Consider the following 25,444-nt stretch of genomic DNA (forward strand, 5'->3'; position numbering starts at 1 on the left):
GTATGCAACCGGATTACGACGACTGCTGGCTTCGGTACGACGAGGTCCCCGAGGGGGACCTTCGGGAGTCGTACCGGCGACTCTGCACCCACGCGTACGTCGCCGAGGAGTCGCGCGAACTCGGCGCCGTGCGCGAGGAACTGCGGCGCGGCCTCGGCGGGATGCTCGGCCGGGACCCGCACCTCTGGCAGCACCCGCCCCGCACCGTCGACGGCTTCCTGGCGATCGGCACGCCCTGGGACATGGACGTGGTGAACCAGGCCGTCGACGAGGACGAGATCGACGACCTCGACGAGGGCGGGTACCGCATCACGACCGGCGAGTGGGAGGGGATCGACACGCTGGTCGTCACCGCCTCCTCGGACCGGGGCCTCGTCTACGGCACCTTCCACCTCCTGCGACTGATGGCCACTCGGGAGTCCATCGAGGACGTACACGTCGAGGAGGAGCCCACCTCGCCGGACCGGCTGATCAACCACTGGGACAACCCCTTCCGCGGGTCCATGGAGCGGGGCTACGCCGGCCAGTCCATCTTCGACTTCGAGCGGCTGCCGGACCTGCGCGAGCGCTACCGCGACTACGCGCGCCTGCTCGCCTCAGTCGGGATCAACGGCATCGTCCTCAACAACGTCAACACCCAGATCCCGGGCCGCGAGGAAGGGAACGAGGCCATGGAGGAACTGGAGGGGTGGCGCCTGCTGGAGACGCGCTACCTGGAGAAGCTCACCGGGCTCGCCTCGATGTTCCGCCGCTACGGCATCGAGACGTACCTCTCGATCAACTTCGGCGCGCCGGAGAAGATCGGGGATCTGGACACCTCGGACCCCAACGACCCGGAGGTCGAGCAGTGGTGGGTCGAGAAGGCCGACGAGGTGTACGACCTGATCCCGGACTTCGGTGGCTTTCTCGTCAAGGCCGACTCCGAGGGCCAGCCCGGGCCGTACAACTACGACGCCGACCACGTCGACGGCGCGAACGTCCTCGCGCGGGCGCTCGAACCCCACGGCGGTCGCGTCTGGTGGCGCGCGTTCGTCTACGGCAGCCACAAGGACCGTGCCGTCCAGCAACACGACACCTTCGAGCCGCTCGACGGCGAGTTCCACGACAACGTCACCGTTCAGGTCAAGAACGGCCCGATCGACTTCCAGCCGCGTGAGCCCATCTCGCCGGTGTTCGGCCAGATGCCCGACACCGATCTGGGGCTCGAACTCCAGATCACCGGCGAGTACACCGGCCAGCACGTCCACGCCTGCTACCACGTCCCGATGTGGAAGGAGGTGCTGGAGTTCGACACCGACCCCGAGGGCCACGGCAAGCAGGTCAAGGACCTGTTCACCGACGAGGGGACCGGGATGGCCGGCGTCGGCGGCCCCGGCGAGGACCGCAGCTGGACGGGCCACTACCTCGCGCAGGCGAACCTCTACGGCTACGGCCGCCTGGCGTGGGATCCCGACCTGACGACCGAGGAGATCACCGACGAGTGGGTCAAGCAGACCTTCGGGACCGACCCCGGCGTGGTCGAGACGGTCACGGAGATCATGCACGGCACGTGGCCGGCGGTCATCGACTACTCGACCGGCGGCATCGGGCTGATGCACATGATGTACAACGGCAGCGCCTACCTCGAAAATCACTACGACCCCGGCCCGGAGGAGTGGCCGGGGTACACCGGCATCACCGAGGACGGCATCGGAAAGGACCGCAACTCGAAGGGCAACGGCTACGCCCAGCAGTACCCCGAGGCGCTGGCCGACATGTACGACGACCCCGAGAGCTGCCCGGAGGAGCTGCTCCTCTTTTTCCATCACCTCCCGTGGGACTACGAACTCGACGACGGGCGCACCGTGATCCAGACGCTGTACGACAATCTGTACGCGGGCGTCGAGGAGACCCAGCGCCTGCGCGACGAGTGGCGGGCGCTCGAAGGCGAGATCGACGACGAGCGCTGGCGTCACGTCGCCGAGCGCTTCGACGAGCAGGTCGAACACGCCGGCGTCTGGCGCGACCGGCTCAGCGAGTACTTCTACGAGCACGCGGAGATCCCCGACGAGCAGGGCCGCGTCGACGGCGAGGACTGAGCGGTCGCTCCGGGTTCGGCCTCCTTCGGAAAAACGGAGCGGCACAGAGATCGCTTCGACCTCGGCGGTCGGTCGATTCCGAGCGCGGTGCCGTCGTCAGACCGATTCGAACGTCCAGAGCTGGTTGCCGTTTCCGGACCAGCTGTACTGCTGGACGTTGGCGCCGTCGCTGCCCGAGGAGCCCTCCACTTCGACCGCCTTGTCGCTGTGGACGGGCTGGATGTGGTACTGGCCGCCGCCCTGGTCGTGGATGTGGAACCGCTGGTTGTCGTTGCCGTAGTCCGTGTACTGCTGGACGTTGGCGCCGTCCTCGGTGGACGAGTTGGACACGTCGAGCACCTTGCCGCTGTTGGCGTTCTCGATCTTGTACCCGTTGCCCGTGTCCGTGACGTTCCACTGCTGGTTGGAGCCGCCCCAGTAGCTGTACTGCTGGACGTTGGCGCCGTCCTCGGTGGACTCGCCGGCCACGTCCATCGCCTTGCCGCTGTTGACGTTCTGGATGCTGTAGGTGCCGCTCTGGAGCGAGCCGGTGGAACCGCCCGAGCCACCGCCGTCGTCGCCGCCACCGCCCCCACCGCCGCCGCTGCCGTCGGCGCCGACCCAGACCTCGGAGGAGCCGCTGCTCTGGTAGCCCTCGGTGGCCAGGATCATGTAGTCGTGGTTGCCCATGGGCAGCCCGTTGTTCTCCCAGGCGTCGAAGTGGTTGCCCGTGGTGATCGTCCCCTCCGTCCGGGAGTTCTGCCGGATGCTCCAGTACTGCGTGAACGTCGCCTCCCCCTCGATGGAGGGCTTGTTGACCCGCTCGGAGGTGTAGATCTCGTAGGACGACCCGTCGGTGGTGTGGCTCCCCTCGTAGGAGTCCCCCGGCTTGTAGCTGCCGTAGTCCTCGATGATGTAGTACTCCACGAGCGGGTCCGTCGTCCACCCGTACAGGCACAGATACGAGTTCCCGGACGGGCTGTAGTTGGCCGTGTAGTCGACGTTCCTGCGGCCACCGGTCTCCCAGCCCTTGCCGCAGACGAAGTTCCCCGTATCGGACCAGTCGACGCTGTAGTTGCCGCCGTCCCCGAGGTTCATCGTGACCGTTCCCTCGGAGTTGGTCCAGAACGAGTAGAAGTAGCCGCCGTCGTTACCCGTCTGGTTCGACGTGATGTCGGCCGCCGCCGGGCTCGCCGTCGCGCCGACACCGATGCCGGTCGCCGCGGCGGCGCCCGCCGCTTTCATGAAGGCGCGCCGGTCGAAGTTCCCCGATCCGTCGGCTGTCGATTCGCCACTGCCGTTGTCGCCAGTATCGCGTACCATGTTACCACTGCCGCACTCGCTTCGACACCCGCGACATAAATAAACATTAGCAATTTTAACCAACATTAAAACACTACATAACTCAACATCATGTAATTTAGTTATAACTAATCCGGACGCGAGATTACCGCCGCGGGAATCGACAGGTATCAGGGTGAGGTGGGCGAGCCGATCGCCGTCAGTCGCGTCAGCCGCGTCACCAACCCGGACCGGAACCGCGTGCGGCACCGACCAGTCCGTTGGCCGTCGACGTGGTCGATCGGTCCCGAACTATCGGTATCGACCGCTGATACCCCGGATACTACCGGAGCTGCCGGGCCAGTCGTCCGTACGATCCGCCACTCTCGATACCGGATCGAGCCCATCGTACTGTGTGGAACTCACGCGACTCTCGCTATCTCGTGTCACGGTGTCGATCCCCGCGATCCAGACGTGGGGCGTGGTGAAGTTAAGAATTATTTAAACCGAATGTGTTTTTCAAACATCTATATCGTACTGTACCAACGGACAACCGTTTCAGTGTAGCTGAACGTTGGTAATCGAATGGAGAACGAGATACACCGAACGGAGAACGAGACGACGAGCGAACGACCCTAAGCATTGATCATCGGGGAAGGGATTCCATCAAATAGAGAACAAAATTGAAGAGAAAAAGAACACTAGTGGCATACAGGGAACGGCGGTAACGAACAGAGAACGGCGTACGGCAAGCGGACGGTTCGGGAGACGTAGCGGCGGTCGGGCCGACCCGGAGGAGTGCGAGGCGGTCCGGTGTCGGGGACGATGAGACGCGCCGGTCAGGCGTCGAAGGTGTCGGCCTTCGCGAGCACGTCGGAGTCGTCGACGTTCCAGTCCTGCAGGAACTCGGCCTCGGCGTCGAACAGTTCGCCGAACAGCTCGCGGGACTCGTCGGGGGTGAGCGTCTGGACCTGGTCGTCCGTCGAGAAGCCCTGGAAGGCGTAGTCCACGTCCCCGGTCCGGGCGGCCTCGATGATCGTCTCGATGGTGTCGACGTGGCCCTGGACCATGCTGCGGACCGGGCGCGGGAAGCCGCCGGCGTTGACCGGCTTGACCTGGTTGTCCCGGACGACCGCGTTGGTCTCGACGACCGGCCCCTGCTCGATGTCCGACACCTGCCCGGAGTTGGGCAGGTTGACGTTCGTGACGTAGGGGCCGTCGCCGGTCAGTCCTTCGAGGATGTCGAGGAACTCCTCGCCGGACGACTCCAGTTCGAACTCCCGCTCGCCCTCCATCCAGCCCTCGACGTTGGTGGTCTGCTTGGACTCGGCGGGCGTCCAGTGTTTCGCGCGGTAGTCGGCGTCCGTACGGCGGACGCCCCAGTGGTTGAGCGAGTCCTGGCCGTCGGCGATGAAGGAGGTGGCGTACTCGATGAGGTGGCGGTCACCGGCCGCGGGCAGGACGCCGAACCGCCGGAACAGCTCCCAGGTGACCTGCCAGTTGTCGTTGAAGACGCTGTCGTCCTTCAGGTCGTCGTAGGTGAAGCGCTTGCTGCCGCGCTCGCCGTCCTTCAGTTCGTGCAGCAGCGGCCAGAGGTCGACGCCGTTGCAGCGGGCCTCGTCGACCCACGTGAAGTGGTTGATCCCCTTGACGTTGACCTCCACGTCGGCGCGCTCGGCGTCCATCCCGAGTTCCTCCTCGGCGAGCATGGCGAGGTGCCAGCGCGTCCCCAGAACCTCGTGACAGAGGCCCAGCGCGTTGATGTCGGGGTACTCGTCGTACAGCGCCCGCGTGACGAAGTGGACGGGGTTGGTGTAGTTGAACACCCAGGCGTCGGGACAGTTCTCGCGGATCGCGGCGGCGAACCGGCGGAAGACGGGGATGGTGCGCATCGCCCGGAAGATGCCCCCCGGGCCGATGGTGGCCGCGACCGCCCCGTAGATGCCGTACTCCTTCGGGATGCGCAGGTCGTGGACGAAGGTGTCGCGGGGGTCGTACTGCGTCGAGAGGATGACCGCGTCGGCGCCCGCCAGCGCGTCGTCCAGGTCCTCGACGGCCTCGTAGGACCACTCGGCGGTCGCGTCGGGGTCGTCCTGGACCCAGTTGCCGAACTCGGCGTTGGTCTCGGCGGCGTCCTGGTTGGTGTCGTAGAGGCGGACGTGCCCGTCGAACTCCGAGAGCGCCAGGTCCTGAATGAGGTTCGGCGCCCACTGGCGGCTGCCGCCGCCGATGTAGGCGATCTCCAGATCGTTCGAGTCTATCGGCTGCTCCGCGTGTGTCGCGTCGGGTGCCATCGACTGACGGTTCTCACGCCGACGGTTAAGAACTGGGGTCGCGGAGAGCGGGACCGCCTCGTGCGTGGACGCGCACGCGGACGAAAATCCGGAGCGGCTACTCCCCGCCGACCGCGATGTCGTACGACTCGCCCGCCGACGCCCGGAACGCCACGGAGTCGTCCGCTCGCGAGGGACCGTCCCCGTCCGCCCGCGTGAGTGCGACGGACTCGCCGTCGGCGGTCTCGACGCCCTCGATACCGGCGGCGGACGAGACGCGGCAGGTCCCGTCCCGTTCGGCGTGGACCGTCGCCTCGTCGAGACGCCCGTCGCTCCACGACAGATCGACCTCGAACCCGCCGCGGGCCCGCAGCCCCGAGACGGACCCCTGGTCCCACTCGTCGGGCAGGGCGGGGAGCAGTCGGATCTCGCCGCCGTGGCTCCCGACGAGCGCCTCGGCGATCCCCGCGGTCCCGCCGAAGTTCCCGTCGATCTGGAAGGGCGGATGGGAGTCCAGCAGCGAGTCGTAGGTCGAGTCGGCGAGGAGCTTGTGGACGTGTTCGCCCACGCCGCCACCGTCGCCGAGGCGCGCGAACAGCGCGATCGTCCACGCGCAGGACCAGCCCGTGTGCCCGCCGCCGTTGTCGAGGCGCCGCTCCAGCGACGCCCGGACCGCCTCGTCGACCGCCTCGCCGTCGAGCGCGAGGTCGGCGCCACCGGGGTCGTCCCCGGTTTCGGCGTCGTGCAGCACGTCGGCGGGGTAGTAGCCGACGAGGTGTGAGACGTGCCGGTGACCTGGGCTCACCTCCTCGTAGTCGCGCAGCCACTCCCGGAGCGCGCCGCCGTCGTCGACACCCATCGGCGGGAGGCGCTCCAGCGCGTCCGCGAGGTCGGCGGCGAACTCGCCGTCCCGGTCCAGCCGCTCGGCCGCCTCGATGCAGTGGCCGAAGAGATCCCTGGTGAGCTGTACGTCCATCGTCGGCATCACGCAGGTGGTCGCCTCCTGGCCGTCGGCGGTGCGGAACTGGTTCTCCGGTGAGGCCGAAGGGGCGGTGACGAGCCACCCCTCCTCGGGGTGTTCGACGAGGTAATCGAGGAGGAACTCGGCCGCCTCCCGGAGGATCGGGTAGATCCGTTCGAGGTCGCTCCGCTCGCCGGAGAAGGCGTATCGCTCCCAGAGGTTCTGGCAGAGCCAGGCGGCGCCCATCGGCCAGTGTCCCCAGTGGGCGTCGGCGGTCTGGGCGGTCGTCCCCCAGCGGTCGCTGTGGAGATGGGTACAGAACCCCTCGCAGCCGTACCGCTCGCTGGCCGTCTCGCGGCCGGGCTCGCGGATAGCGTCGACGAACTCGACGAGCGGGTCGGCGCACTCCCGGAGGTTCGCCACCTCGGCCGGCCAGTAGTTCATCTCCAGGTTCACGTCCTGGGTGTAGTCGCAGTCCCACGGGGGGCGGAACTCCTCGTTCCAGACCCCCTGGAGGTTCGCCGGGAGCGTCCCGGGCCGAGAGGACCCCAGGAGGAGATACCGGCCGTACTGGAAGTACAACTGCGCGAGATGGGCGTCCCGCTCGCCCTCGCGCACGCGGTCGAGTCGTTCGTCGGTCGGCGCGTCGACTGGCTCGCCCAGATCGAGGTCGACCCGGTCCATGTGTTCGCGGTGGTCGGCGACGTGGCGTTCGCGGAGGTCGGCGTAGCCGTCCTCGGCGACCCCTGCCAGCGCCTCACGGCACTCCTCGCGGGGGTCGCCGTCCGACGGCGCGACGCCGGTCGCGACGACCACCGTCAGCGCGTCGGCGCCCGCGACGACGATGCCGTCGCCTTCACCGCTCCCGTCCGCGTCGGACTCCGAACCGCCGTCGCCGACCGACGGCGCGTCCTCGGCACCGGCCGCCGCGACCGTCCCGCCCTCCGCGCGGACTCGCGCTCGCCCCTCGAACCTGAGGCCCCAGCCGCCGGGTTCTACCGACTCGTCGTCGCCGGGCACGTCGACGACCTGCCCGCGGAGGACGACGGTGTCGTCGACGACGGTCGTCCGCGCCGAGCGGTCGCGGTCCAGACGGACCCGCGCGTCAACGACTCCGGGTTCGTCGGCCTCGATCCGAACCGCGAGCACGCCGTCCGGCGCGCTCGCGAAGCACTCGCGCTCGAAGCGCGTTCCGTCGATGGTGTATTCGGTTCGGGCGACCCCGTCGCGGAGGTCGAGGCTCCGCCGGTATCCGTCGGGGTCGTCGTGGCCGGGACAGTCGATCAGGAGGTCCCCGAGCGGCTGGTACGGCGGAACGCCGGTGGGGTTCCCGACGAAGTACTCGTTGCAGAGTCGCTGGGCGCGCTCGAACTCCCCGTCCCAGAGGCACTCGCGGACGGCGTCGAGGTCGTCGGGGCCGCCGTCGGGCGTCCGGTCGGCGTGGTCGCCGGCCCACAGGCGGTCGTCGTTGAGCGCCACGCGCTCGCGCGCCGGGCGCCCGTGGACCATCCCGCCGAGGCGGCCGTTGCCGACCGGGAGGGCCTCGACCCACTCGCCCGCTGGCGCGTCGTACCACAGCCGGTCGTCGTGGGTCGGCGCGTCGCGGGTCGCCGGAGCGGCGGACCGTCGTCCCGACATCGGTCAGTCCAGCTCCAGCGTCCCGCGGATCCCCTCGGCCAGGCTGGTCCCGTCGCTGGTCGCGAAGAACTCCATGCCGACGTAGCCGTCGTAGCCCGCCCCGTCGAGCGCGTCGAAGACGTTGGCGTAGGCCATCTCGCCGCTCCCCGGTTCGGTCCGCCCCGGGTTGTCGGCGACGTGGACGTGGCCGACCTGGTCGACGTTCCCGGTCAGGTTCCGGATCACGTCACCCTCGGTGATCTGCTGGTGGTAGGCGTCGAACAGCACTTTCACTCGGTCGCTCCCGACCGACCGGGTGATGTCGAACGCCTCGCGAGACGATTCGAGGAAGTAACCGGGGTGGTCGACGACGGTGTTGAGCGGCTCGATCACGACGGTGACGCCCGCGTCCTCGGCGGCGGGCGCCACCTCCGCGAGGACGCGTTCGAGCGCCCGGCGCTGGGTGTCGCGCGCGAACCCGCCCTGGTCGGGGCCGACGGTGACGATCAGGCAGTCGGCGCCCACCTCGGCGGCGGCGTCGAGCGACCGTTCGATGTCCGCGACCGCCGTCTCGCGGTCGTAGGGATTCACTGCCGCGGGCGCGTCGCGGTCGTCGATGTTCGACCCGGCGCCGGCGGCGAGGACCCCGGCGATCTCGACCCCGTGTTCGTCGGCGGCGCCGCGGACGGCGTCGAGGTCGGCGCTCTCCCAGTCGAAGAACTCGACGGCGTCGACGCCCAGGTCGGCGGCCCGTTCGATCCCGTCGACGACCGTCTCGCCGTCGTCGGCGACGATCCCCGCGTTGGCGGCGAACTCGACCATCAGGCGCTCGCCTCCCGTCCGGCGACGCTCACGGGAACGGCGGGGGCCGTCGGGTGTCGGTCGGTCGAACCGGCGAGCGGGCGGGCGCGGCGTGCGGCGGTGCGTGGCATAGCCCGAGCAAGCGTCGGGTGGCTCTTGAATCCACGCCTCGCGGCGGTCCGGTCCGGGACTCGGGTGACGAGATTTATAACGCCGCCTCCGGTACGGGGAGTATGGCGACCGACAGCGACGAGCCGAGATCGTTCGAGGACTTGCCGATGCGGGTCGGCGCGGGCCAGTTCATGGACCCGTCGCCAGACCGTCTGCGATACATCAAACAGCTCGGTGCCGACGATATCCTGCTGAACATGTACCAGGTCGACGAGCCGGACTACGAACACATGCCCGACGACGAGCGGGTACCGCTGACGGGCGACGGCGAGTGGTCCGCGGAGAACCTCCGCGAGCTCCGCGAGCGCGTCGAATCGGAGGGCGTGCGACTCAACGCCATCGAGAACGTCCCCGTCTCGTTCTATGACGACATCATGCTCGACGGGCCCGACCGCGAGGAGCAGATGGAGAAGATGAAGCGGACGGTCCGCAACATGGGCGAGGCGGGCATCCCCATCTTCGGCTACCACTGGGCGCCCGCGGGCGTCTGGCGCACCGGCTGGACGACCACCCGCGGCGGCGCCGAGGTCTCCGTCTTCGACGCCGACGAAGCGGACATCGACGAGCTCACCCACGACCGGGAGTACACCGAGGCGGAGATGTGGGACAACTACGAGTGGTTCCTCGACGAGATCCTCCCGGTCGCCGAGGAGGCGGGCGTGAAGATGTGTCTGCACCCGAGCGACCCGCCGATGGAGAAACTCGGCGGGATCCCCCAGCTGTTCCGCAACTTCGAGAACTTCAAGCGGGCGATGAACTACCGCGACACCGACCATCACGGCCTGGAGCTGTGTCTCGGCTGCTGGTCGGAGATGGGCGAGCCGCTGGACGAGGTGGTCCGCTACTTCGGCGAGCGCGACGAGATCTTCTACGTCCACTTCCGCGACGTCTCGGGGACCGTCCCGAAGTTCTCCGAGGACTTCGTCGACGAGGGCAACTTCGACGAGTACGAACTGCTCAGGCTCCTCGACGAGGTCGGCTTCTCGGGCATGATGATCCCCGACCACACTCCCCACCTGGAGGGGGACACCGACTGGGAACACCGCGGCCGCGCCTACACCGTCGGCTACCTCCGCGGGATGCTGAAGGCGATGCGCGCCGAACAGGCGGCCCGCGACGCCGGCGTCGAAGCCGTCGCACAGGACTGAACCGAGTTCGCTCTTCTCCGTCGCCGATCCACGGCCGTCACGCCGAGCCGCGACCACCTCCCGACCCGTCGCTGCCGCCGACCGGCTGCGCCTCCAGCATCGCTTCGAGCCGGAAAACGACCGCCAGCGTTCGCCACGTTTCTGTTACTCGACCGTCACGTGTCGGGTTCACACGATGCGTTCCACCATCGGTGGAACAGTAGCGGCACCAACGATCGTTATATACGGTCCCGTTACAGGCGGTGGGGGTCGCCGAAGAGCGAGGGGCGTGTGGGCTGATAACACACCAATCGACCGAGATCGGAATACAGGTATAGGACTGTAATGAGAGCGGGCCGTTCCAACATCAGTAGATTTTACCACTGGCGAATCGTACGGAGCGATATGGGAATCACCGAACCGGGTGCGGGCGACAGCGCGATCGGGGCCGTCGAGCGGGCCTTCGCGGTCGTCGGCGTCATGCGCGAGCGGGGGACCGTGCGGATCGACGACGTGGCGACGGCGCTGGACATCCCCACGAGCACGGCCCACTCCCACCTCGCGACGCTCGAATCCGTGGGGTACGTCGTGCAGGGCGAGGACGGCTACCGGCTGAGCTGTCGGTTCCTCCGCGACGGCGTCGCGGTCAGGCAGCGGCGGAACGTCTTCCGCGCGACCAGGGCCGAGATCGAGGCGCTCGCCGAATCCACCGGCGAAGTCGCCAACCTCGGGATGGAGGAGAACGGCCAGCGGGTCATCCTCTACCAGGCCGAGGGGACCGAGGCCGTCTACGACAACGCCCCGATCGGCGAGCACACCGAGATGCACTGGACCGCCCTCGGCAAGGCCATCCTCGCGCACCTCCCCGCCGACTACGTCGACGAGGTCGTCGACACCTACGGCCTGCCGAGAGCGACCCGGCACACGATCACCGACCGCGACCGGCTGGACCGCGAACTCGCCCGGATCGAGGACCGCGGCTACGCCATCGAGGACGAGGAGCGCCGCGAGGGGATCCGCTCCGTCGCCTCGCCCGTCGTCGTCGACGGGCGCGTGGTCGGCTCCATCTCGGTCTCCGGCCCGAAAGAACGGCTCGACGACGAGCGGATCGAGGACGCGATCCTGCCGGAACTCCGCAACACCGTCAACGTCGTCGAAGTGAAGTACGCGTACGAGTAGGTCGAGAGGGCGGCCACCACCGTCCGGGCGCGCGTCGGCCGGCGCCGGCTCGCCCCTGGTACGCTCTCCCTACTCCCCGTCGAAGTGCGGGATTATCGTCTCCTCGTAGTGAGCCAGGGTCTCCTCGAAGTCGCCGACCGGGATGAGGACGACGTTGTCCAGCCCCGCCTCGACCCAGCGTTCCAGGTCCGCGATGGCCTCCTCGGGCGTCCCGGAGACGGTCACCGCGTCGACGGCCTCGTCCGGGATCTTCTCGGCCGCGTTCAGCAGTCGCTCCTCCTGCTCCTCGTCGAAGGCCATCTCGAACATGATCGGCGTCTCGTCGGCGATGTCCTCGTACCCCATCTTCGCCAGCAGCGGCGGCCGCAACGCGAGACTCGTCCGGTTGCGCTCGATGGCCGCCTCGCGGGCCTCGTCGCCGTCCTCCGAGACCGTGGTCGGGATCATGACCGCGCGGTCGATGTCGTCGGGGTCGCGGCCGCGGTCCTCGGCCACGTCGAGGACGCGCTGGAGGTCTTCCTCGTACTGCTCGGGCGCGTGGATCCACGGGAACCACCCGTCGCCGAGCGCGCCGGTGAACCCGCGCATGCTCGGGCCGTACCCCCCGACCCACATCGGCGGCCGGGGCTCCTGGACGGGTTTCAGGCCCATGTGCGCGTCCGCCAGCTGGTAGAACTCCCCGTCGAAGTCGACGGGGTCGTCGGCGGTCGAATCCCACAGCCGGTCGATCACCTTGAACGCCTCCGAGAACCGACCGAACGGATCGTCCCAGTCGATGTCCTCGACGGGCGTGAAGTTGAACGCCTCGCCGGCGCCGATGCCCAGCCCGAACCGGCCGTCGGTCATCTGGTCCAGGGTGGTCCCGATGTGCGCGAGTTCGGTGGGGTGGCGCCGCACCGAGTCGGTGACGCCGGGCATCAGCATCGCCTCGTCGGTGTGCTGGGCGATCGCGCCGAGGACGGTGAACGCCTCCCACGGCGGGTCGACGAGGAACTCCTCGGAGCCCGTGGGGTGAAAGAGGTGGTCCGGGACGGTGATGACGTCGAAACCCGCATCCTCGGCGCGGACCGCGTCCTCGATGGTTCCCTGCACGTCGCCGTAGGTCACGACCTGGCACCCGAAGTTCAGGTCCTCGGGCTCTCGTTCGCTCATGCTCGACGGGTCGGTCGATCGGAGTAAATAACTGACGCACCGTCCGTTCCGCAGCCGGGCGCCCTCTCACTCGGAGGCCGCTGCGCCGCCGTCGTGGCGGTGTCGATCCGGACCGCGAGCGTGGACGGGTCAACAGTGACTGGTGTCGTTCTCTCGGACGACCCTCGCCGTCCCGGTCTCGTGGTCGTACTCGACCTCGTTGATCGAGCAGTGCCCCTGTGACCGTTCCAGGATCGCCTCGACGATGTCGAGGGCGTTCAGGTGTCCGAGCAGCAGGCGAACGGGACCACCGTGCGTCACGACGAGGACAGTCTCGCCCGATTCGGACTCCGCCAGCATCGTCTCCCACCGCTCGACGACGCGTTCGCGAACGTCCACGAGGCTCTCACCACTCTCCGGGGACCTGTGCGCCGCCTCCGGACCGGACGCCGAAAGGTCGTACTCGGGGAATCGCTCCGGCATCTCGTCGAACTGCAGGCCCTGGTGGACGCCGACATCGCGTTCGCGCCACGCGGGATCGAAGGTGACGGGCGCGTCGAGGTGGTCGCACAGGACCTCGACCGTCTCCTCGGCCCGGCAGAGGTCCGACGACAGTACCCGGTCGATATCGTATCGGTCTGCGAGTGTCGCACCGAGTCGGTCCGCCTGCGCTCGACCCCGGTCGGTGAGTGGAACGGGAGCCCACCCCTGCAGCCGTCGCGTCCGGTTCCACTCGGTCTCGCCGTGCCGGACCGCGACTATCGTCGTCATATCCGTCGATGGACAGAACGACGCCATGAGGGTTCTGGTTCGGCCTGCCTCGACTCGCGTCGAACCGGCGACCGGTCCACGGCGTCGGTCGGAGCGCATCTCGAACTGGACGCGCCGCGGCATCGGACAGCTACCTTTATGAGCGAATCGGGACTGGATCCGAACGACATGAGCTTCCTCGACGACGAAACCTACCTGCTCGAAACGGAGGCCGCCCGCGACCTGTACGCCGAGATCGCGGACCGGCCGATCCTCGACCCGCACAACCACGCCGACATCGTGGAGATCGTCGAGAACGACGGCTGGACCGACATCTGGGAGGTCCAGGGCGCCACCGACCACTACGTCTGGTCGATGATGCGCAAGCGCGGCGTCGACGAGGAACTGATCACCGGCGACGCGTCCAACCGCGAGAAGTGGGACGCCTTCGCCGAGGTCGTCCCCGAGATGGCCGGGAATCCGGTCTACGAGTGGCTCCACCTCGATCTCAAACGGCGGTTCGGCATCGACGAGCCGGTCTCCGCCGCGACCGCCGACGAGATCTGGACGGAGACGAAATCGCAGCTCGAAGCCGACGACATGCGCCCGCAGGAGCTCCTGCGGGAGATGAACGTCGAGGTCCTGGCGACGACGGACAACCCCACGTCGCAGCTCGAATACCACGAACGCGCCGTCGACGAGGTCGAGGGCGTGGATATTCGCCCGACGTGGCGCGCGGACCCGGCCGTGAACGTCCAGAAGTCGGGCTTCCTGGAGTTCGCCGACGACCTCGCTGACGCCACGGCGTTCGACACCGACGACTTCGCGGGCTATCTCGACGCGCTGGAAGCCACCCACGACTACTTCGACGACCACGGCTGCGCGGCGAGCGACCTGGGCATCCTCGAACCGGTCTCGCGGCCGGTCAGCGAGGCCCGCGCCGCGGAGGTCTTCGCCAAGCGCCGCGCCGGCGAGTCGCTGTCCGAACGGGAGATCGGCGACTTCCAGGCCTACCTGCTGGAGTTCATCGGCGAGTTGAACAGCGAGGCCGGCTGGGTGTCCCAGCTACACATCGGCGCGCTGCGGGACTACCGGGAAGAGTTGTACGACGAACTCGGCGCGGCGTCGGGCGGCGACGTGTCGATGGGCGACATCGACATCGCCGAGGGGCTGGACTACTACCTCGACCGCTTCGACGGGGAGGGCGAGATCATCCTCTACTGCGTCGACCCGAGCCACTACCCGACGCTGACGACGCTCGCGCGGGCGTACTCGAACGTCAGCGTCGGGCCCGCCTGGTGGTTCAACGACAGCCCGTTCGGGATGGACCACCAGCTCGACTACGTCGGGAGCGTCGATCTCCTGGCCAACCACGCCGGGATGGTCAGCGACTCGCGCAAGCTCCTCTCCTTCGACTCGCGCTTCGAGATGTTCCGCCGCACGCTCGCCAACGTCGTCGGCAAGAAGGTCGAGCGCGGGCAGATCCCGCTCGACGTGGCCGAGGACCTGGTCGACCACGTCGCCTACGAGCGCCCGAAGGAACTGTACGGGTTCTGACCGCGGCGTTCGGGCGACCGGCGGCGTTCGCTCCGCCGCTTCCGGGACCGACTCCCTTTTTGCCGGTGGCTCCACTGGGTCGTGGTATGGATATCGACGTACCGAGTTCGTTCGACGAGCGCGACTGGGCGCGCCCGGTCGACGGCGCGCCCGTCCGGTTCGCCGTCCTCGGCCTGGGCTGGTTCGGACCGGACGTGGCGATCCCCGCGATCGAGGAGTCCGACTTCTGCGAGACGACGGTCGTCGTCAGCGGCGACCGCGAGAAGGCCGAGCGCGTCGCCGACGAGAAGAGCGTCGCCCACGCGCTGACCTACGACGACTACGCCGACGGCGAGGCGAGCGACGCCTACGACGCCGTCTACGTCGTCACACCCAACGCCCTCCATCTCCCCCACGTCGAGACGGCCGCGGAACTCGGCAAGGACGTGCTCTGCGAGAAACCGCTGGAGGCGAACGCCGAGCGCGCTCGCAAGTGCGTCGAGGCCTGCGAGGAGAGCGGCGTCGAACTCATGACCGCCTACCGGATGCACGCGACCCGGTCGATCCGGTGGCTCCGCGATATCGTGCAGGACGGCGCCATCGGCGACCCCGTCCACACCCGCGGCTCCTTCTCGTACAACCTCATCGCCGCCGGCGAGGACATGGACCAGTGGCGGCTGAACCCGGACCTCGCGGGCGGCGGCCCGCTGATGGACCTCGGAGTCTATCCCCTCAACACCTCGCGATTCGTCCTCGACGCCGACCCCGAGGCCGTCCACGCGACCACGGTGGAAGGACCCGAGGAATTCGACGGTCTAGAGAAGTACGCCGCGTTCACGATGGAGTTCCCCGGCGGCGCGGTCGCCCAGTGCGACACCGGCTACGAGGTCGCCGGCGACAACTACTTCGAGGTCGGCGGCACCCACGGCCGGGTCCGGGTGGACGTGCCGTTCAACGTCGACGCCGATCGGACGATCACCGTCAGCGCCGGCGGCGAGGAGCAGGTCGTCGAGGTCTCCGAACCCTCCGAGATGGTCGAGGAGTTCGACTACTTCGCCACCGGCGTCCTGACCGACATGGCGATCGGTCCCGACGGCCAGCACGGCTACGAGGACATGCGGATCGCCGACGCCATCTACGAATCGGGCGAGTCGGGCGGGCGTATCGATCTCTAAGAGCTGTCTTCTCCGTCTTGGGTTCCGCGCGTGTGGCCCTCGGGCGCTCAGTACAGCGGGCAGGGACGTACGGGATCGGTGATCCGCCGGTACTTGTTCGGAGCGGCTCGCTACGCACAGGGAGTTGATTCGACACGGGATACTACGGAGCGATCGATACAGTGAGCGGCACGAGCCTCCGACTTCGGAATCAACGGAGTGTCGTCAGCGACGGCTCTGTCCGAGGTCGGCGACGAAGTCCTGGAATCTGGTTCCGTCCGTGAGTGGAGGGCCGTGACCGAAGCAAACCAAATCCGGCTCCAGGTCGGCGATCTTTCGGGCCGACTCGATACTCCGCGTCGGGCTGTGGGTGAACCTGCTCGGGAGTTCGTGTAAGCCGTACCGGAGCGAAAACAGATGGATGTTCGACAGCACGTCGCCGAGGAGGACTGTCCCGTCAGCTTCTCTCCACAGGGAGATGTGCCCGGGGGCGTTGCCGGGAGTTTCGACCACCTCGAACTCACCGACGGAGTCCCCCGCCTCCACCGCCTCTGCGACTGGATGACCGTCACCGGCCATGAATCGCTCGAACAGCTCGTTCGTTCGATTCTGAGGCATCGGCGGGGACGTCTCACCGGATTCCACCACGGCCCGCTCGTCCTCGTGGCACAGGACAGGAATGTCAATCTCCTCACAGACGGCCGCAGTCATTCCCTGGTGGTCGGGATGGGCGTGCGTGAGGACGTGTTTCTCGATGTCGTGGGCGCGCAGACGCCGGACCAGTCGCCGGCCCCACCAGCGCGTTCCCGCGTCGACCAGCACGTCCCCCACTACGTACGCGTTCAGGTACCGTCGGGGAAACTCACTCAGCAGATACACGTCCGATGCGACCTCGGTCGCGTGATCCGAGTCCTGTCCGGCCATCGTACTTCGATGTTGACACTACATCATTATTAAAACATCTGTTAAAATTGCGGGTCAATGAGGGATTTTCTAGCAATATGTTCTGCCTCTATTATTATCTCGGCTACCAACGACGCTCTAATCGTCGGTTGTGCGCTCTGTGCTCACAACGATCCAGCGGACGCTATCAGTGTTCGAACGGGATTTCGAACTCGGTTCGCAGGCGGGACAGAGCCGCGGTTTCGGTCAGGAAACCGTCGATCTCGACGCCAAACGTATCGTTACCGCCCTTTCGCTACGCCTCGTAGTTCGCGAGCGTCTCCTTGATGGCGTCGTAGGCGGGCTTGGGGTCGTTGCCGGAGTCGAACAGGAGCGGGTCACCGGTGAGGTTCTCGAACCAGCCGGGGATCCACGAGTCGGAGTCGCGGACGCCCCAGACGATCATCGTGTCGACGCCCTCGTCGAGGCAGACCTCGGTGATGTCGCGGTAGAAGTCGGCCTGTTTCTCCCAGCGGGCCTCCTGGTCGCCGGGGTCGTCCTCGGGGAGGTAGGCCACGTCAAACTCGGTGATCTCCACGTCGAGGCCCAGGTCCTTGAACCGGCGGATGTTCTCGGCGACGGAGTCGATACCGGGCTTCTCGTGGAGCGCGTGCATCTGGAGGCCGACGCCGTCGATGGGGACGCCCCGGTCGAGCATCCGCTCGACGAGGTCGTAGATGGCGTCGGACTTGACGTTGACGCCGTCGGCGCCGTAGTCGTTGTAGTACAGATCCGTGTCGGGGGCGACCTCGTTCGCCCAGCGGAACGCCTTGTCGAGGTACTCCTCGCCCAGCGCCTCGTACCAGAGGTTCTCGCGCATGGTGCCGTCGTCGGCGACGGCCTCGTTGACCACGTCCCAGGTGTCGACCTTGCTGCGGTAGCGGCCGGCGGCGGTGTGGACGTGGTCGCGCAGGAAGTTCTCCAGCTGCCCGGGCGTGTGGTCCCACTCCTGGAACCACTCGGGCGTCTGGTTGTGCCAGGCCAGCGTGTGGGCGCGGACCGCCTGGTCGTGCTCGCGGGCGTAGTTGACGACGGCGTCCGCGTCGGTGAAGTCGTAGACCCCTTCCTCGGGACGGAGTGGTCCCATCTTCAGGGCGTTCTCGGCGGTGACGTAGTTGAACTCGTTGCGCAGGAGCTTCTTGTAGGCGGCGTCGGTCCGGAGCGGCTGGGCGGCGACCGCGGCGCCGATCTGGAAGTCCCGGTCGTCGGCCACGTCGCGCAGTCTATCGTCGTCTGCCATACCCCGAACAGACGAGCACTCCCGAATAAAGATACCGGGGTGATTCTCGCTCGTGATTCCGAATCCGGTCGAATCCGGACGGGGCCGGCGCGAGTCCACGGTAAAACGTGCGGGGGGTCCCGGAGCGGTCCGCCGTGAGGGGAATCCTCAAGAGGCACCCGTCTGAGGGTGTGCGCATGCACGTAACGGCCCTCCGACGGGACGCCGACGGCCCGCTGTTCGACGCGGGCGAGCACCGCCTCAAACTGCAGGTCCTCGCCGACGACGTCGTCCGGCTGGTCTACACCGCCGGCGATGAAATCCCCGACCCCGAGAGCCCGATGGTCGTCGAACAGGACCCCGACGGCGAGTGGGCCCTGGTCGAGCGCGAGCGCGAGTTCGAACTCGTCACCGACGCCCTGCGCGTCGAACTCGACCGCGAGACGGGCGCGCTGACGTGGCGCGACGCCGACGGCGACCTGCTCGTGCGCGAGCCCGACGAGGGCGGAAAGTCGCTCGTCCCGGTCTCCCCGGAGGACCTGACGGTGGGCGACCACGAGGTCGCCACACCCCGCGAGAGCCTCGACCGGGAGGCGTACTCGACGCGGCTGGACCTGGAGTTCGACGACAGCGAGGCGATCCTCGGGCTGGGCCAGCACGAGGGCGGCGTCGCCGACTACAGCGGCGAGGGCCAGACCCTCTATCAGGGCAACACCAAGGTCGCGATGCCCGCCATCCTGTCGACCGGCGGCTACGGGATGCTGTGGAACACCGGCTCGCTGACGACGTTCCACGACGACCAGCACGGGTCGTACGTCTGGACGGAGTGCGACGACGCGCTGGACGTGTTCGTCGTCGCCGGCGACCCCGACGAGGTGATCGCAGGCTTCCGAGACCTCACCGGCGAGGCGACGATGCTCCCGAAGTGGTCCTACGGCTACGTCCAGTCCAAGGAGCGCTACGAGATGGGCGAGGAACTCGTGGAGGTGGTCGACGAGTACCGCGACCGCGAGGTGCCCATCGACTGCGTCGTCCAGGACTGGCAGTACTGGCCCGACACGGAGGACCACCACCCCAACTTCGAGGAGTGGGGCGGCCCCGCCGGCGACTGGGGCCAGTGGGGCCAGAAGTCCTTCCACGAGGGCCGCTACCCCGACCCCTCGGCGACGATGGACGCGCTCCACGAGCGGAACGTCCGGCTGATGGTCTCGATCTGGCCCAACATGCTGGCCGGCGAGAACTACGACGAGATGAGCGACGCGGGCCACATCCTCGACGACGAGGACGTGCCCGCCCCGGGCAACGAACAGCGCTACTACAATGCGTTCTCCGAGGAAGCCCGCGACATCTACTGGAACCAGGCCAAGGAGGGCCTGTTCGACCACGGCGTCGACGCCTGGTGGTGCGACTCCACCGAGCCGTACGACCCCACCTGGACCCTGCCCACGGCGCCCGACCCGTTCGCCCTCGCCAAGCACACCACCGACGCCTTCAAGCGCGTCTTCGACCCCGGCTACCTCAACACCTACTCGCTCCACCAGGCCAAGGGGATGTACGAGGGCCAGCGCGCGACCACGGACGACAAGCGCGTCATCAACCTCACCCGGTCGGGCTACCCGGGTCAGCAGCGCTACGGCGCGATCACGTGGTCGGGCGACATCGAGGCGACGTGGGACCGGTACCGCACGCAGATCGCCGACGGCCTGCAGTTCACCGCCGCCGGGAACCCGAAGTGGACGCTCGACGTGGGCGCGTTCTTCGTCGGCGACGGCCCCTCGTGGATCACCGACGGCGACTTCGACGACGGCGTCGACGACCTCGGGTATCGGGAGCTGTACGTCCGCTGGTTCCAGTACGGCGCCTTCCTGCCGATGTTCCGCTCGCACGGCACCGACACGCCCCGTGAAATGTGGCGCTTCGGCGAGCCCGGCGACCGCACCTACGACACGCTCGTCAAGTTCGACCGCCTGCGCTACCGCCTCCTGCCCTACCTCTACTCGCTGGCCGGGTGGGAGACCCACCGCGACTATACGATGTACCGCCACCTCGCGCTGGCGTTCCCCGACGACGAGGACGCTCACGACGTGGGCGACCAGTTCATGTTCGGCCCCTCCCTGCTCGTCTGCCCGGTCACCGAACCGATGTACTACGGCCCCGACTCGGAGGAACTGTCGGGGAAGGCCGAGGCGCGCGAGGTGTATCTCCCCGAAGGGACCGACTGGTACGACTTCTGGACGGGCGAGCGCTACGTGGGCGGCCAGACGATTCTCGCCGACGCGCCCCTGGAGAAGTTGCCCCTGTTCGTGAAAGCCGGGAGCGTCGTTCCGATGGGGCCCCAGATCCAGCATACCGGCGAGAAGCCCGACGCAGCCTGGGAACTGCGCGTCTACCCGGGCCGCGACGGCGAGTTCGACGCCTACGAGGACGCCGGCGACGGCTACGACTACGAGGACGGCGACTACGCCTTCACCCCGATCCGCTGGGACGACAGCGCCGACGAACTGACCGTCGCCGAGCGCGAGGGCTCGTTCCCGGAACTCGTCGACGAGCGCGACTTCGAGGTGGTCGTCGTCGGCGAGGGGCGCGGGACCGGTGTCGAACTCGCGGATCCCGACGCGACGCTCGAATACGACGGGAGCGAGGCGAGCGTCGACGTGGAGCGGTAGGGGCGAAGAGTTCGACTCCGGTGGATGTCGAGAGGGAGTCAGTGCAGAAGAGGACGGTTGCGGTGCGGTCGGCGCGTGCTGTCGAGCGTGCCCGCCTCTTGGCGGGCCGCTCGAAATAGTCGCGCGAGGGATGAGCGACGACAGGAGCGAATCGGCTGGGGAGGCTCGTGGCTGTCTGCGGTGCTGTGCGGGGCGGCCGTGGTGCCGTTGCGGTCCCTGGCGGACTGAAAGGGCGAGGCGCGCTCGCGCCGGGAGTCGCCTGAGCGGGCACTATCCGCGCGGGCCGTGCGGAGAGCGCGGATATCCCGCTCAGCGACCGCGAGCGGGTCGAGGGCTTTCATCGCCTGCTGTCGCCTGCAGTCGATCCAACTGCTAGCGAGCGGGTCGAGGGCTTTCATCGCCTGCTGTCGACTGCGGTCGCGGTCGTCTCTTGCACTTCAACGACAGATCGACCCCGACACTCAAGTTCGCGCCGCCCGCCCGTCCACTATGCAATTCGATTGGATGGTCGGCTGCTACGCGGGCGCGGGGGTCCACCGCGACACCCCCCTCCTCGAGCACGTCGACCGCGAGACGGTGATGGCGGGCGTCGACGCCGCCGTCGATGCCGGCCTCGACGGGCTGTGGGCGCCGGATCATTTCCTGCTCGGGCCGAACCACGAGGAGTTCGAGGTCTGGACGCTGCTGTCGGCTATCGCCGAGCGAACCCACGGCACCGACATGGATATCGGCCCGCTGGTCGGCTCGATCACCTACCGCAACCCCGCGCTGCTGGCGAAGATGGCGACGACCGTCGACCACCTCTCGGACGGCCGGGTCCGTCTCGGACTCGGCTGCGGCTGGCACCGCGAGGAACACGAGGCCTACGGCTACGACTTCCCGCCCGTGAACCAGCGCATCGACATGCTCGACGAGGGGATCCAGGTGGTGAAGGCGATGTTCACCGAGGCCGAGCCCGACTTCTCGGGGGACCACTACGAGATCGAGGACGCGTTCAACGAGCCGAAACCGATCCAGGACCCACATCCGCCGATCGTCGTCGGCGGCGCGGGCCCGCGGATGCTCCGGCTGGCCGCCCGCCACGCCGACGAGTGGAACGTCGAGATATCCGGGCGAGCCCGCGGGAAACCGATCGAGTTCAAAGCGCGAAAGTTCGACGAGTACCTCGAAGAGGCGGGTCGCGACCCCGACGAGGTCGAGCGGTCGTGGCTCGCTCACTGCATCGTCCGCGAGGACCCCGACGAACTCGACCGGCTGTGCGAGGAGATCTTCCCGCTGCCGTGGGGTGAGGAAGAGGACGTGGACGACCAGCTCACGACGCCCGAAGAGGCCCGTGAGAAGGGCGATTTCCTCATCGGAACGCCCGCGGAGGTCGCCGAGCAGATCGAGCCGATCCGGGAGCTGGGCTTCGGGAAACTGCAGCTCATCTTCCCGGACTTCCCGAGCACCAGCGGGATCGAGCTGTTCGGCGACGAGGTCGCGCCGCGGGTCGACTGAGAGGGGCGATCCGGTGACCGGGCCTCGCCGGTCAGTCGCCCATCGTGGCGGCGTGACCGAGGAGGAGGAAGATCGGTGCGGTGTAGTCGATGGCCCACTCGTTGGCCGAGTACGACTCCGTCGCGTCGACGTAGCACTTCGCGGGCGGCGCGTCGGTCCGCTCGATGAACTCGGCGAGACGCTCGTCGTCGCCGTTGCGGTTGGCGCCGCTGACGACCATTCCCGGGATGTCCGTCTCCGTGCCTTCGACGAGCCGGTCGTGAGGGTTGCGCGGCGGGTGGGTTCCCTGGCCGGTCACGTAGCTGTAGCCGGTCGGCGTCCGCCCGAAGGCGTAGTGCAACTGGTCGAGCGCGCCGGCGACGTAGCGCTCGTCCGGTTCGATCGCGTTCGCGAGCAGGAGCATCCCGCCCTTCGAGAGCGCGAGCTTGGTCGACGCCCAGTGGTAGTCGTCGGTACCGAGCGCGCAGCGGTAGCCGCCGGCCTCGATGTCGGCGACGAGGTCGTCGGCGTAGTCGAGGAACGCCGATGCCAGGCGGTCGGCGCGGGCGTCGTCGGCCGCGTCGGCGGTCAGGTAGGCCCACTGGCCGAGCGAGAGCGTGTCGGTCCAGACCGGTGCCCGAGGGGCGGCGTCGAACAGGTCGACGAACCGGACCTCCAGGTAGTCGGCGTACCGGGTGTTCCCGGTGGTCTTCAGCAACTCGGCAGCGGCCCAGAAGCGTTCCTCGCGGTCGGTGTCCTTGCGGTAGGGGCCCGAGCCGTCGTCCTGGCCCGCGTCGAAGCGGAACTCGGGCTCCGGATTCGATTCGAGGTAATCGTGGGCCTCCCGAGCGTTTTCGAGGGCTCGATCCGCGAACTCGGGTGCGTCGTCGGCGTACACCCGCGCGGCCATCGCCATCGCGGCCGCGTACTGAGCGGTCCCGAACGTCGAGAGCCCGTAGACGAACCGGTCGCGGTCGTCGCCGGTCGGCGCCTCGTCGATGGCGGGCCACTCCCGCGCTGCGACCTTGTGGTAGACGGCGCCGTCCTCGCGCTGCATCCGTTCCAACCATTCGAGTTCGAACTTCGCCTCGGCGAGCAAGTCGGGCAGGTCGGTCTCGCCTGCCGACCGCTCGACCGGCAGGTCGCACTGCCCGGTCTCGAACGCGTCGGGGTAGCGCTCGTAGGCCAGGAGCATCTGCCCCACCGTCACCGCGCCCGGAGGGACGTACTTCCCGTAGTCGCCGGCGTCGTACCACCCGCCGGAGACGTCCAGTCGCTCCCCCTCCTCGCGGAACGCGTCGTCGAAGTACATCCGCGCCTCGGCGTCCTGTGTGTGGCCGGCCGGCACGTCCAGCCCGGTGACGGGGTCGTCGATGGCGGTGTTCGAGCGCTTGCACGTGTAGAGCCGGACGGCGTCGGCGAGTGTGTCCTCGTACACGTCCGCACCGACGCGGAAGGGGACCGACTCGCCCGTCGTCTCCCGGAGGTCGCCGTCGGCCGTCTCGCCCCGGCCGACCGCGACGCGGTACTCGCCCGGTTCGGAGAGCGCGGAAAAGTCGGCGCGGCGGACCGTCTCGCCCGCGTCGGGGTCGTCGACCGGGTCGGAGAGCGCTCCCGAGCGAGCGACCGTCCCGCCGTCGCTCCCGCGGACGACGAACCGCTCGGCCTCGATCGCGGACCGCTCGGATTCGACGGCGACAACCGCCCGTTTGGGCGCCGACGGGAGGTAGCCGACCTGGTCGACGCGGACCCGCTCGGTGGGGCGCTCGGACCCCGGTTCGGACTCGGTCATTCGTTGCCCGTCGTTGCCGACCGCCGACAAAAAGCGCGCGGTTGGTCGGGTAACTCTCCGGTTCCGGCGGCGCGTCGTCGGGCGACCGCTCGGACGGCCACCCGCGAGGTGAGCGGCGACGCCGCCCGATAAGTCGCCCGTCACCGAACAGTCTCTCCGGAACCCGAACGCGCTTGCGTGCGGGCGGCGAGCGATCGGACATGCCCGACACGCGCGTCACGGTCTGGAACGAGTTCGTCCACGAGCAGGAGTCGGAGACCGTCGCCGAGGTCTACCCCGACGGCATCCACGGCGCCATCGCCGACGCGCTCGAAGCGCGCGGCTTCGACACCGAGACGGCGACGCTCCAGGAACCCGAACACGGCCTCACCGAGGACGTGCTCGCCGAAACCGACGTGCTGACCTGGTGGGGTCACGCCGCCCACGACGAGGTCGACGACGAGGTCGCCGAACGGGTCGTCGAGGCCGTCCGCGACGGGATGGGCCTGCTCGTCCTCCACTCGGCGCACTTCTCGAAGGTGTTCAAGCGGCTGATGGGCACCAGTTGCTCGCTGAAGTGGCGCGAGGCCGCCGAGCGCGAGCGGCTGTGGGTCATCGAGCCGAGCCACCCCATCGCCGACGGGGTCGACGACTGCATCGAACTCGACGAGGCGGAGATGTATGGCGAGCGCTTCGATATCCCTCAGCCCGAGACGCTCGTGTTCAACTCCTGGTTCGAGGGCGGCGAGGTGTTCCGCTCGGGCTGTACCTACCGCCGCGGTAGCGGCCGGATCTTCTACTTCCGACCGGGTCACGAGACCTATCCCATCTATCACGACGAGGAGATTCAGAACGTCCTCGCCAACGCCGTCGAGTGGGCGGCGCCCAGCGACGACCGCGCCACCTCCAGCGGCGGCAACACCGAGCCCCGCGAGGACATCGACACCTCCGACGAGCGGACGGTCCACTGACCGGGCGGTCTCGTCCGGAGCGGCCGAGCCGGACTACTCCTCGGCGGTCGGCGGCCGCGGCGTCTCCGGTTCCTCCTCTTCCTCGTCCTCGTCGGGGAGGAACTGCGGCGCGATCTGCCACTTGAAGTAGGCGGTCCACCCCGCCGAGACGACGCCGAACAACACGAAGACGAAGAGGTTCAGCGGCGGTGTCCCGGGCTCAGAGAGCCAGAGGGCGCTGAACATCACCCCGAAGGTGTAGATGAACACCGCCCCGTCGACCGGTTCGAGTTCCATACTCGCTCTGTGGGACGGGGGTGCATAGAACTGGCGCTCGCCGACGGAACGGTCGAGCGGTGACCGCGCCCGGCGAGCGGTCTCG

The 25,444-nt window shown here is 68.2% G+C and carries 18 protein-coding genes; 8 read left to right on the forward strand and 10 right to left on the reverse strand.

All coding sequences use genetic code 11. The annotated features are described in order from the left end of the window. Positions 1-2 precede the first annotated feature (2 nt). On the forward strand, positions 3-2,078 hold the full coding sequence (locus HZS54_RS19410) for an alpha-glucuronidase family glycosyl hydrolase (RefSeq protein WP_179918705.1): 2,076 nt from the start codon (positions 3-5) through the stop codon (positions 2,076-2,078). Positions 2,079-2,174: 96 nt separating this feature from the next. Here the strand turns inward: HZS54_RS19410 and HZS54_RS19415 are convergent, their stop codons facing one another. The 4 genes from HZS54_RS19415 to HZS54_RS19430 all read right to left on the reverse strand — a co-directional run bounded on the left by HZS54_RS19415 (position 2,175) and on the right by HZS54_RS19430 (position 9,011). Next, positions 2,175-3,380, reverse strand: coding sequence for a glycoside hydrolase family 11 protein (locus HZS54_RS19415; RefSeq protein WP_179918706.1), 1,206 nt, complete (start codon positions 3,378-3,380; stop codon positions 2,175-2,177). Positions 3,381-4,177: 797 nt separating this feature from the next. Next, the gene (locus HZS54_RS19420) at positions 4,178-5,632 is read right to left on the reverse strand and encodes a family 4 glycosyl hydrolase (RefSeq protein WP_179918707.1); all 1,455 of its coding nucleotides are present in this window, start codon (positions 5,630-5,632) and stop codon (positions 4,178-4,180) included. Between the two features lie 97 nt (positions 5,633-5,729). After that, positions 5,730-8,210: a glycoside hydrolase family 95 protein gene (locus HZS54_RS19425; RefSeq protein ID WP_179918708.1), complete on the reverse strand. Its 2,481-nt coding sequence runs from the start codon at positions 8,208-8,210 to the stop codon at positions 5,730-5,732. 3 nt (positions 8,211-8,213) lie between these two features. Then, a complete protein-coding gene (locus HZS54_RS19430) occupies positions 8,214-9,011 on the reverse strand; it encodes a hydroxypyruvate isomerase family protein (RefSeq protein ID WP_179918709.1) in 798 nt (265 codons plus the stop codon). 212 nt (positions 9,012-9,223) lie between these two features. Here HZS54_RS19430 and HZS54_RS19435 point away from each other — a divergent pair, with 212 nt between their 5' ends. Beyond that, positions 9,224-10,309 (forward strand): mannonate dehydratase, encoded by a 1,086-nt coding sequence (locus HZS54_RS19435; protein WP_179918710.1) that lies wholly within the window; start codon positions 9,224-9,226, stop codon positions 10,307-10,309. Positions 10,310-10,693: 384 nt separating this feature from the next. Continuing rightward, positions 10,694-11,467, forward strand: a complete 774-nt coding sequence (locus HZS54_RS19440; protein WP_179918711.1) for an IclR family transcriptional regulator — start codon at positions 10,694-10,696, stop codon at positions 11,465-11,467. A 69-nt stretch (positions 11,468-11,536) separates the two neighbouring features. Here the strand turns inward: HZS54_RS19440 and HZS54_RS19445 are convergent, their stop codons facing one another. Then, the gene (locus HZS54_RS19445) at positions 11,537-12,619 is read right to left on the reverse strand and encodes an LLM class flavin-dependent oxidoreductase (protein WP_179918712.1); all 1,083 of its coding nucleotides are present in this window, start codon (positions 12,617-12,619) and stop codon (positions 11,537-11,539) included. A gap of 129 nt (positions 12,620-12,748) precedes the next feature. After that, a complete protein-coding gene (locus HZS54_RS19450; RefSeq protein WP_179918713.1) occupies positions 12,749-13,369 on the reverse strand; it encodes a histidine phosphatase family protein in 621 nt (206 codons plus the stop codon). A 168-nt stretch (positions 13,370-13,537) separates the two neighbouring features. Here HZS54_RS19450 and uxaC point away from each other — a divergent pair, with 168 nt between their 5' ends. After that, complete coding sequence (uxaC, locus tag HZS54_RS19455; protein WP_179918714.1) at positions 13,538-14,905, forward strand: glucuronate isomerase; 1,368 nt, start codon at positions 13,538-13,540, stop codon at positions 14,903-14,905. 86 nt (positions 14,906-14,991) lie between these two features. Next, entirely contained in the window at positions 14,992-16,059 is a 1,068-nt protein-coding gene (gene gfo6, locus HZS54_RS19460) for a D-xylose 1-dehydrogenase Gfo6 (protein WP_179918715.1), read from the forward strand. Positions 16,060-16,263: 204 nt separating this feature from the next. Here gfo6 and HZS54_RS19465 read toward each other — a convergent pair whose 3' ends face one another. Beyond that, complete coding sequence (locus HZS54_RS19465) at positions 16,264-16,962, reverse strand: MBL fold metallo-hydrolase (RefSeq protein ID WP_179918716.1); 699 nt, start codon at positions 16,960-16,962, stop codon at positions 16,264-16,266. 274 nt (positions 16,963-17,236) lie between these two features. Next, entirely contained in the window at positions 17,237-18,220 is a 984-nt protein-coding gene (locus HZS54_RS19470; RefSeq protein ID WP_179918717.1) for an endo-1,4-beta-xylanase, read from the reverse strand. A gap of 176 nt (positions 18,221-18,396) precedes the next feature. Here HZS54_RS19470 and HZS54_RS19475 point away from each other — a divergent pair, with 176 nt between their 5' ends. Next, complete coding sequence (locus HZS54_RS19475; protein ID WP_179918718.1) at positions 18,397-20,865, forward strand: glycoside hydrolase family 31 protein; 2,469 nt, start codon at positions 18,397-18,399, stop codon at positions 20,863-20,865. A gap of 489 nt (positions 20,866-21,354) precedes the next feature. Next, entirely contained in the window at positions 21,355-22,362 is a 1,008-nt protein-coding gene (locus HZS54_RS19480) for an LLM class flavin-dependent oxidoreductase (RefSeq protein WP_179918719.1), read from the forward strand. Positions 22,363-22,393: 31 nt separating this feature from the next. Here HZS54_RS19480 and HZS54_RS19485 read toward each other — a convergent pair whose 3' ends face one another. Continuing rightward, a complete protein-coding gene (locus tag HZS54_RS19485; protein ID WP_179918720.1) occupies positions 22,394-24,133 on the reverse strand; it encodes a glycoside hydrolase family 9 protein in 1,740 nt (579 codons plus the stop codon). A 200-nt stretch (positions 24,134-24,333) separates the two neighbouring features. On the opposite strand from HZS54_RS19485, the gene HZS54_RS19490 reads away from it, so the two are divergent. After that, positions 24,334-25,083: a ThuA domain-containing protein gene (locus HZS54_RS19490; protein WP_179918721.1), complete on the forward strand. Its 750-nt coding sequence runs from the start codon at positions 24,334-24,336 to the stop codon at positions 25,081-25,083. A gap of 33 nt (positions 25,084-25,116) precedes the next feature. Here the strand turns inward: HZS54_RS19490 and HZS54_RS19495 are convergent, their stop codons facing one another. Beyond that, positions 25,117-25,359 (reverse strand): DUF8074 family membrane protein, encoded by a 243-nt coding sequence (locus HZS54_RS19495; RefSeq protein ID WP_179918722.1) that lies wholly within the window; start codon positions 25,357-25,359, stop codon positions 25,117-25,119. Positions 25,360-25,444 lie beyond the last annotated feature (85 nt).

The sequence above is a fragment of the Halosimplex pelagicum genome (assembly GCF_013415905.1).
GTDB lineage: Archaea > Halobacteriota > Halobacteria > Halobacteriales > Haloarculaceae > Halosimplex > Halosimplex pelagicum.

Coding starts and splice junctions, on each gene's coding strand:
- HZS54_RS19490 (WP_179918721.1), top strand. CDS start 24,334: ATGCCCGACACGCGCGTCACGGTCTGGAACGAGTTCGTCCACGAGCAG.
- HZS54_RS19475 (WP_179918718.1), top strand. CDS start 18,397: ATGCACGTAACGGCCCTCCGACGGGACGCCGACGGCCCGCTGTTCGAC.
- HZS54_RS19445 (WP_179918712.1), bottom strand. CDS start 12,619: ATGAGCGAACGAGAGCCCGAGGACCTGAACTTCGGGTGCCAGGTCGTG.
- HZS54_RS19420 (WP_179918707.1), bottom strand. CDS start 5,632: ATGGCACCCGACGCGACACACGCGGAGCAGCCGATAGACTCGAACGAT.
- HZS54_RS19470 (WP_179918717.1), bottom strand. CDS start 18,220: ATGGCAGACGACGATAGACTGCGCGACGTGGCCGACGACCGGGACTTC.
- HZS54_RS19410 (WP_179918705.1), top strand. CDS start 3: ATGCAACCGGATTACGACGACTGCTGGCTTCGGTACGACGAGGTCCCC.
- HZS54_RS19415 (WP_179918706.1), bottom strand. CDS start 3,380: ATGGTACGCGATACTGGCGACAACGGCAGTGGCGAATCGACAGCCGAC.
- HZS54_RS19425 (WP_179918708.1), bottom strand. CDS start 8,210: ATGTCGGGACGACGGTCCGCCGCTCCGGCGACCCGCGACGCGCCGACC.
- gfo6 (WP_179918715.1), top strand. CDS start 14,992: ATGGATATCGACGTACCGAGTTCGTTCGACGAGCGCGACTGGGCGCGC.
- HZS54_RS19465 (WP_179918716.1), bottom strand. CDS start 16,962: ATGGCCGGACAGGACTCGGATCACGCGACCGAGGTCGCATCGGACGTG.
- HZS54_RS19480 (WP_179918719.1), top strand. CDS start 21,355: ATGCAATTCGATTGGATGGTCGGCTGCTACGCGGGCGCGGGGGTCCAC.
- uxaC (WP_179918714.1), top strand. CDS start 13,538: ATGAGCTTCCTCGACGACGAAACCTACCTGCTCGAAACGGAGGCCGCC.
- HZS54_RS19430 (WP_179918709.1), bottom strand. CDS start 9,011: ATGGTCGAGTTCGCCGCCAACGCGGGGATCGTCGCCGACGACGGCGAG.
- HZS54_RS19450 (WP_179918713.1), bottom strand. CDS start 13,369: ATGACGACGATAGTCGCGGTCCGGCACGGCGAGACCGAGTGGAACCGG.
- HZS54_RS19435 (WP_179918710.1), top strand. CDS start 9,224: ATGGCGACCGACAGCGACGAGCCGAGATCGTTCGAGGACTTGCCGATG.
- HZS54_RS19495 (WP_179918722.1), bottom strand. CDS start 25,359: ATGGAACTCGAACCGGTCGACGGGGCGGTGTTCATCTACACCTTCGGG.
- HZS54_RS19440 (WP_179918711.1), top strand. CDS start 10,694: ATGGGAATCACCGAACCGGGTGCGGGCGACAGCGCGATCGGGGCCGTC.
- HZS54_RS19485 (WP_179918720.1), bottom strand. CDS start 24,133: ATGACCGAGTCCGAACCGGGGTCCGAGCGCCCCACCGAGCGGGTCCGC.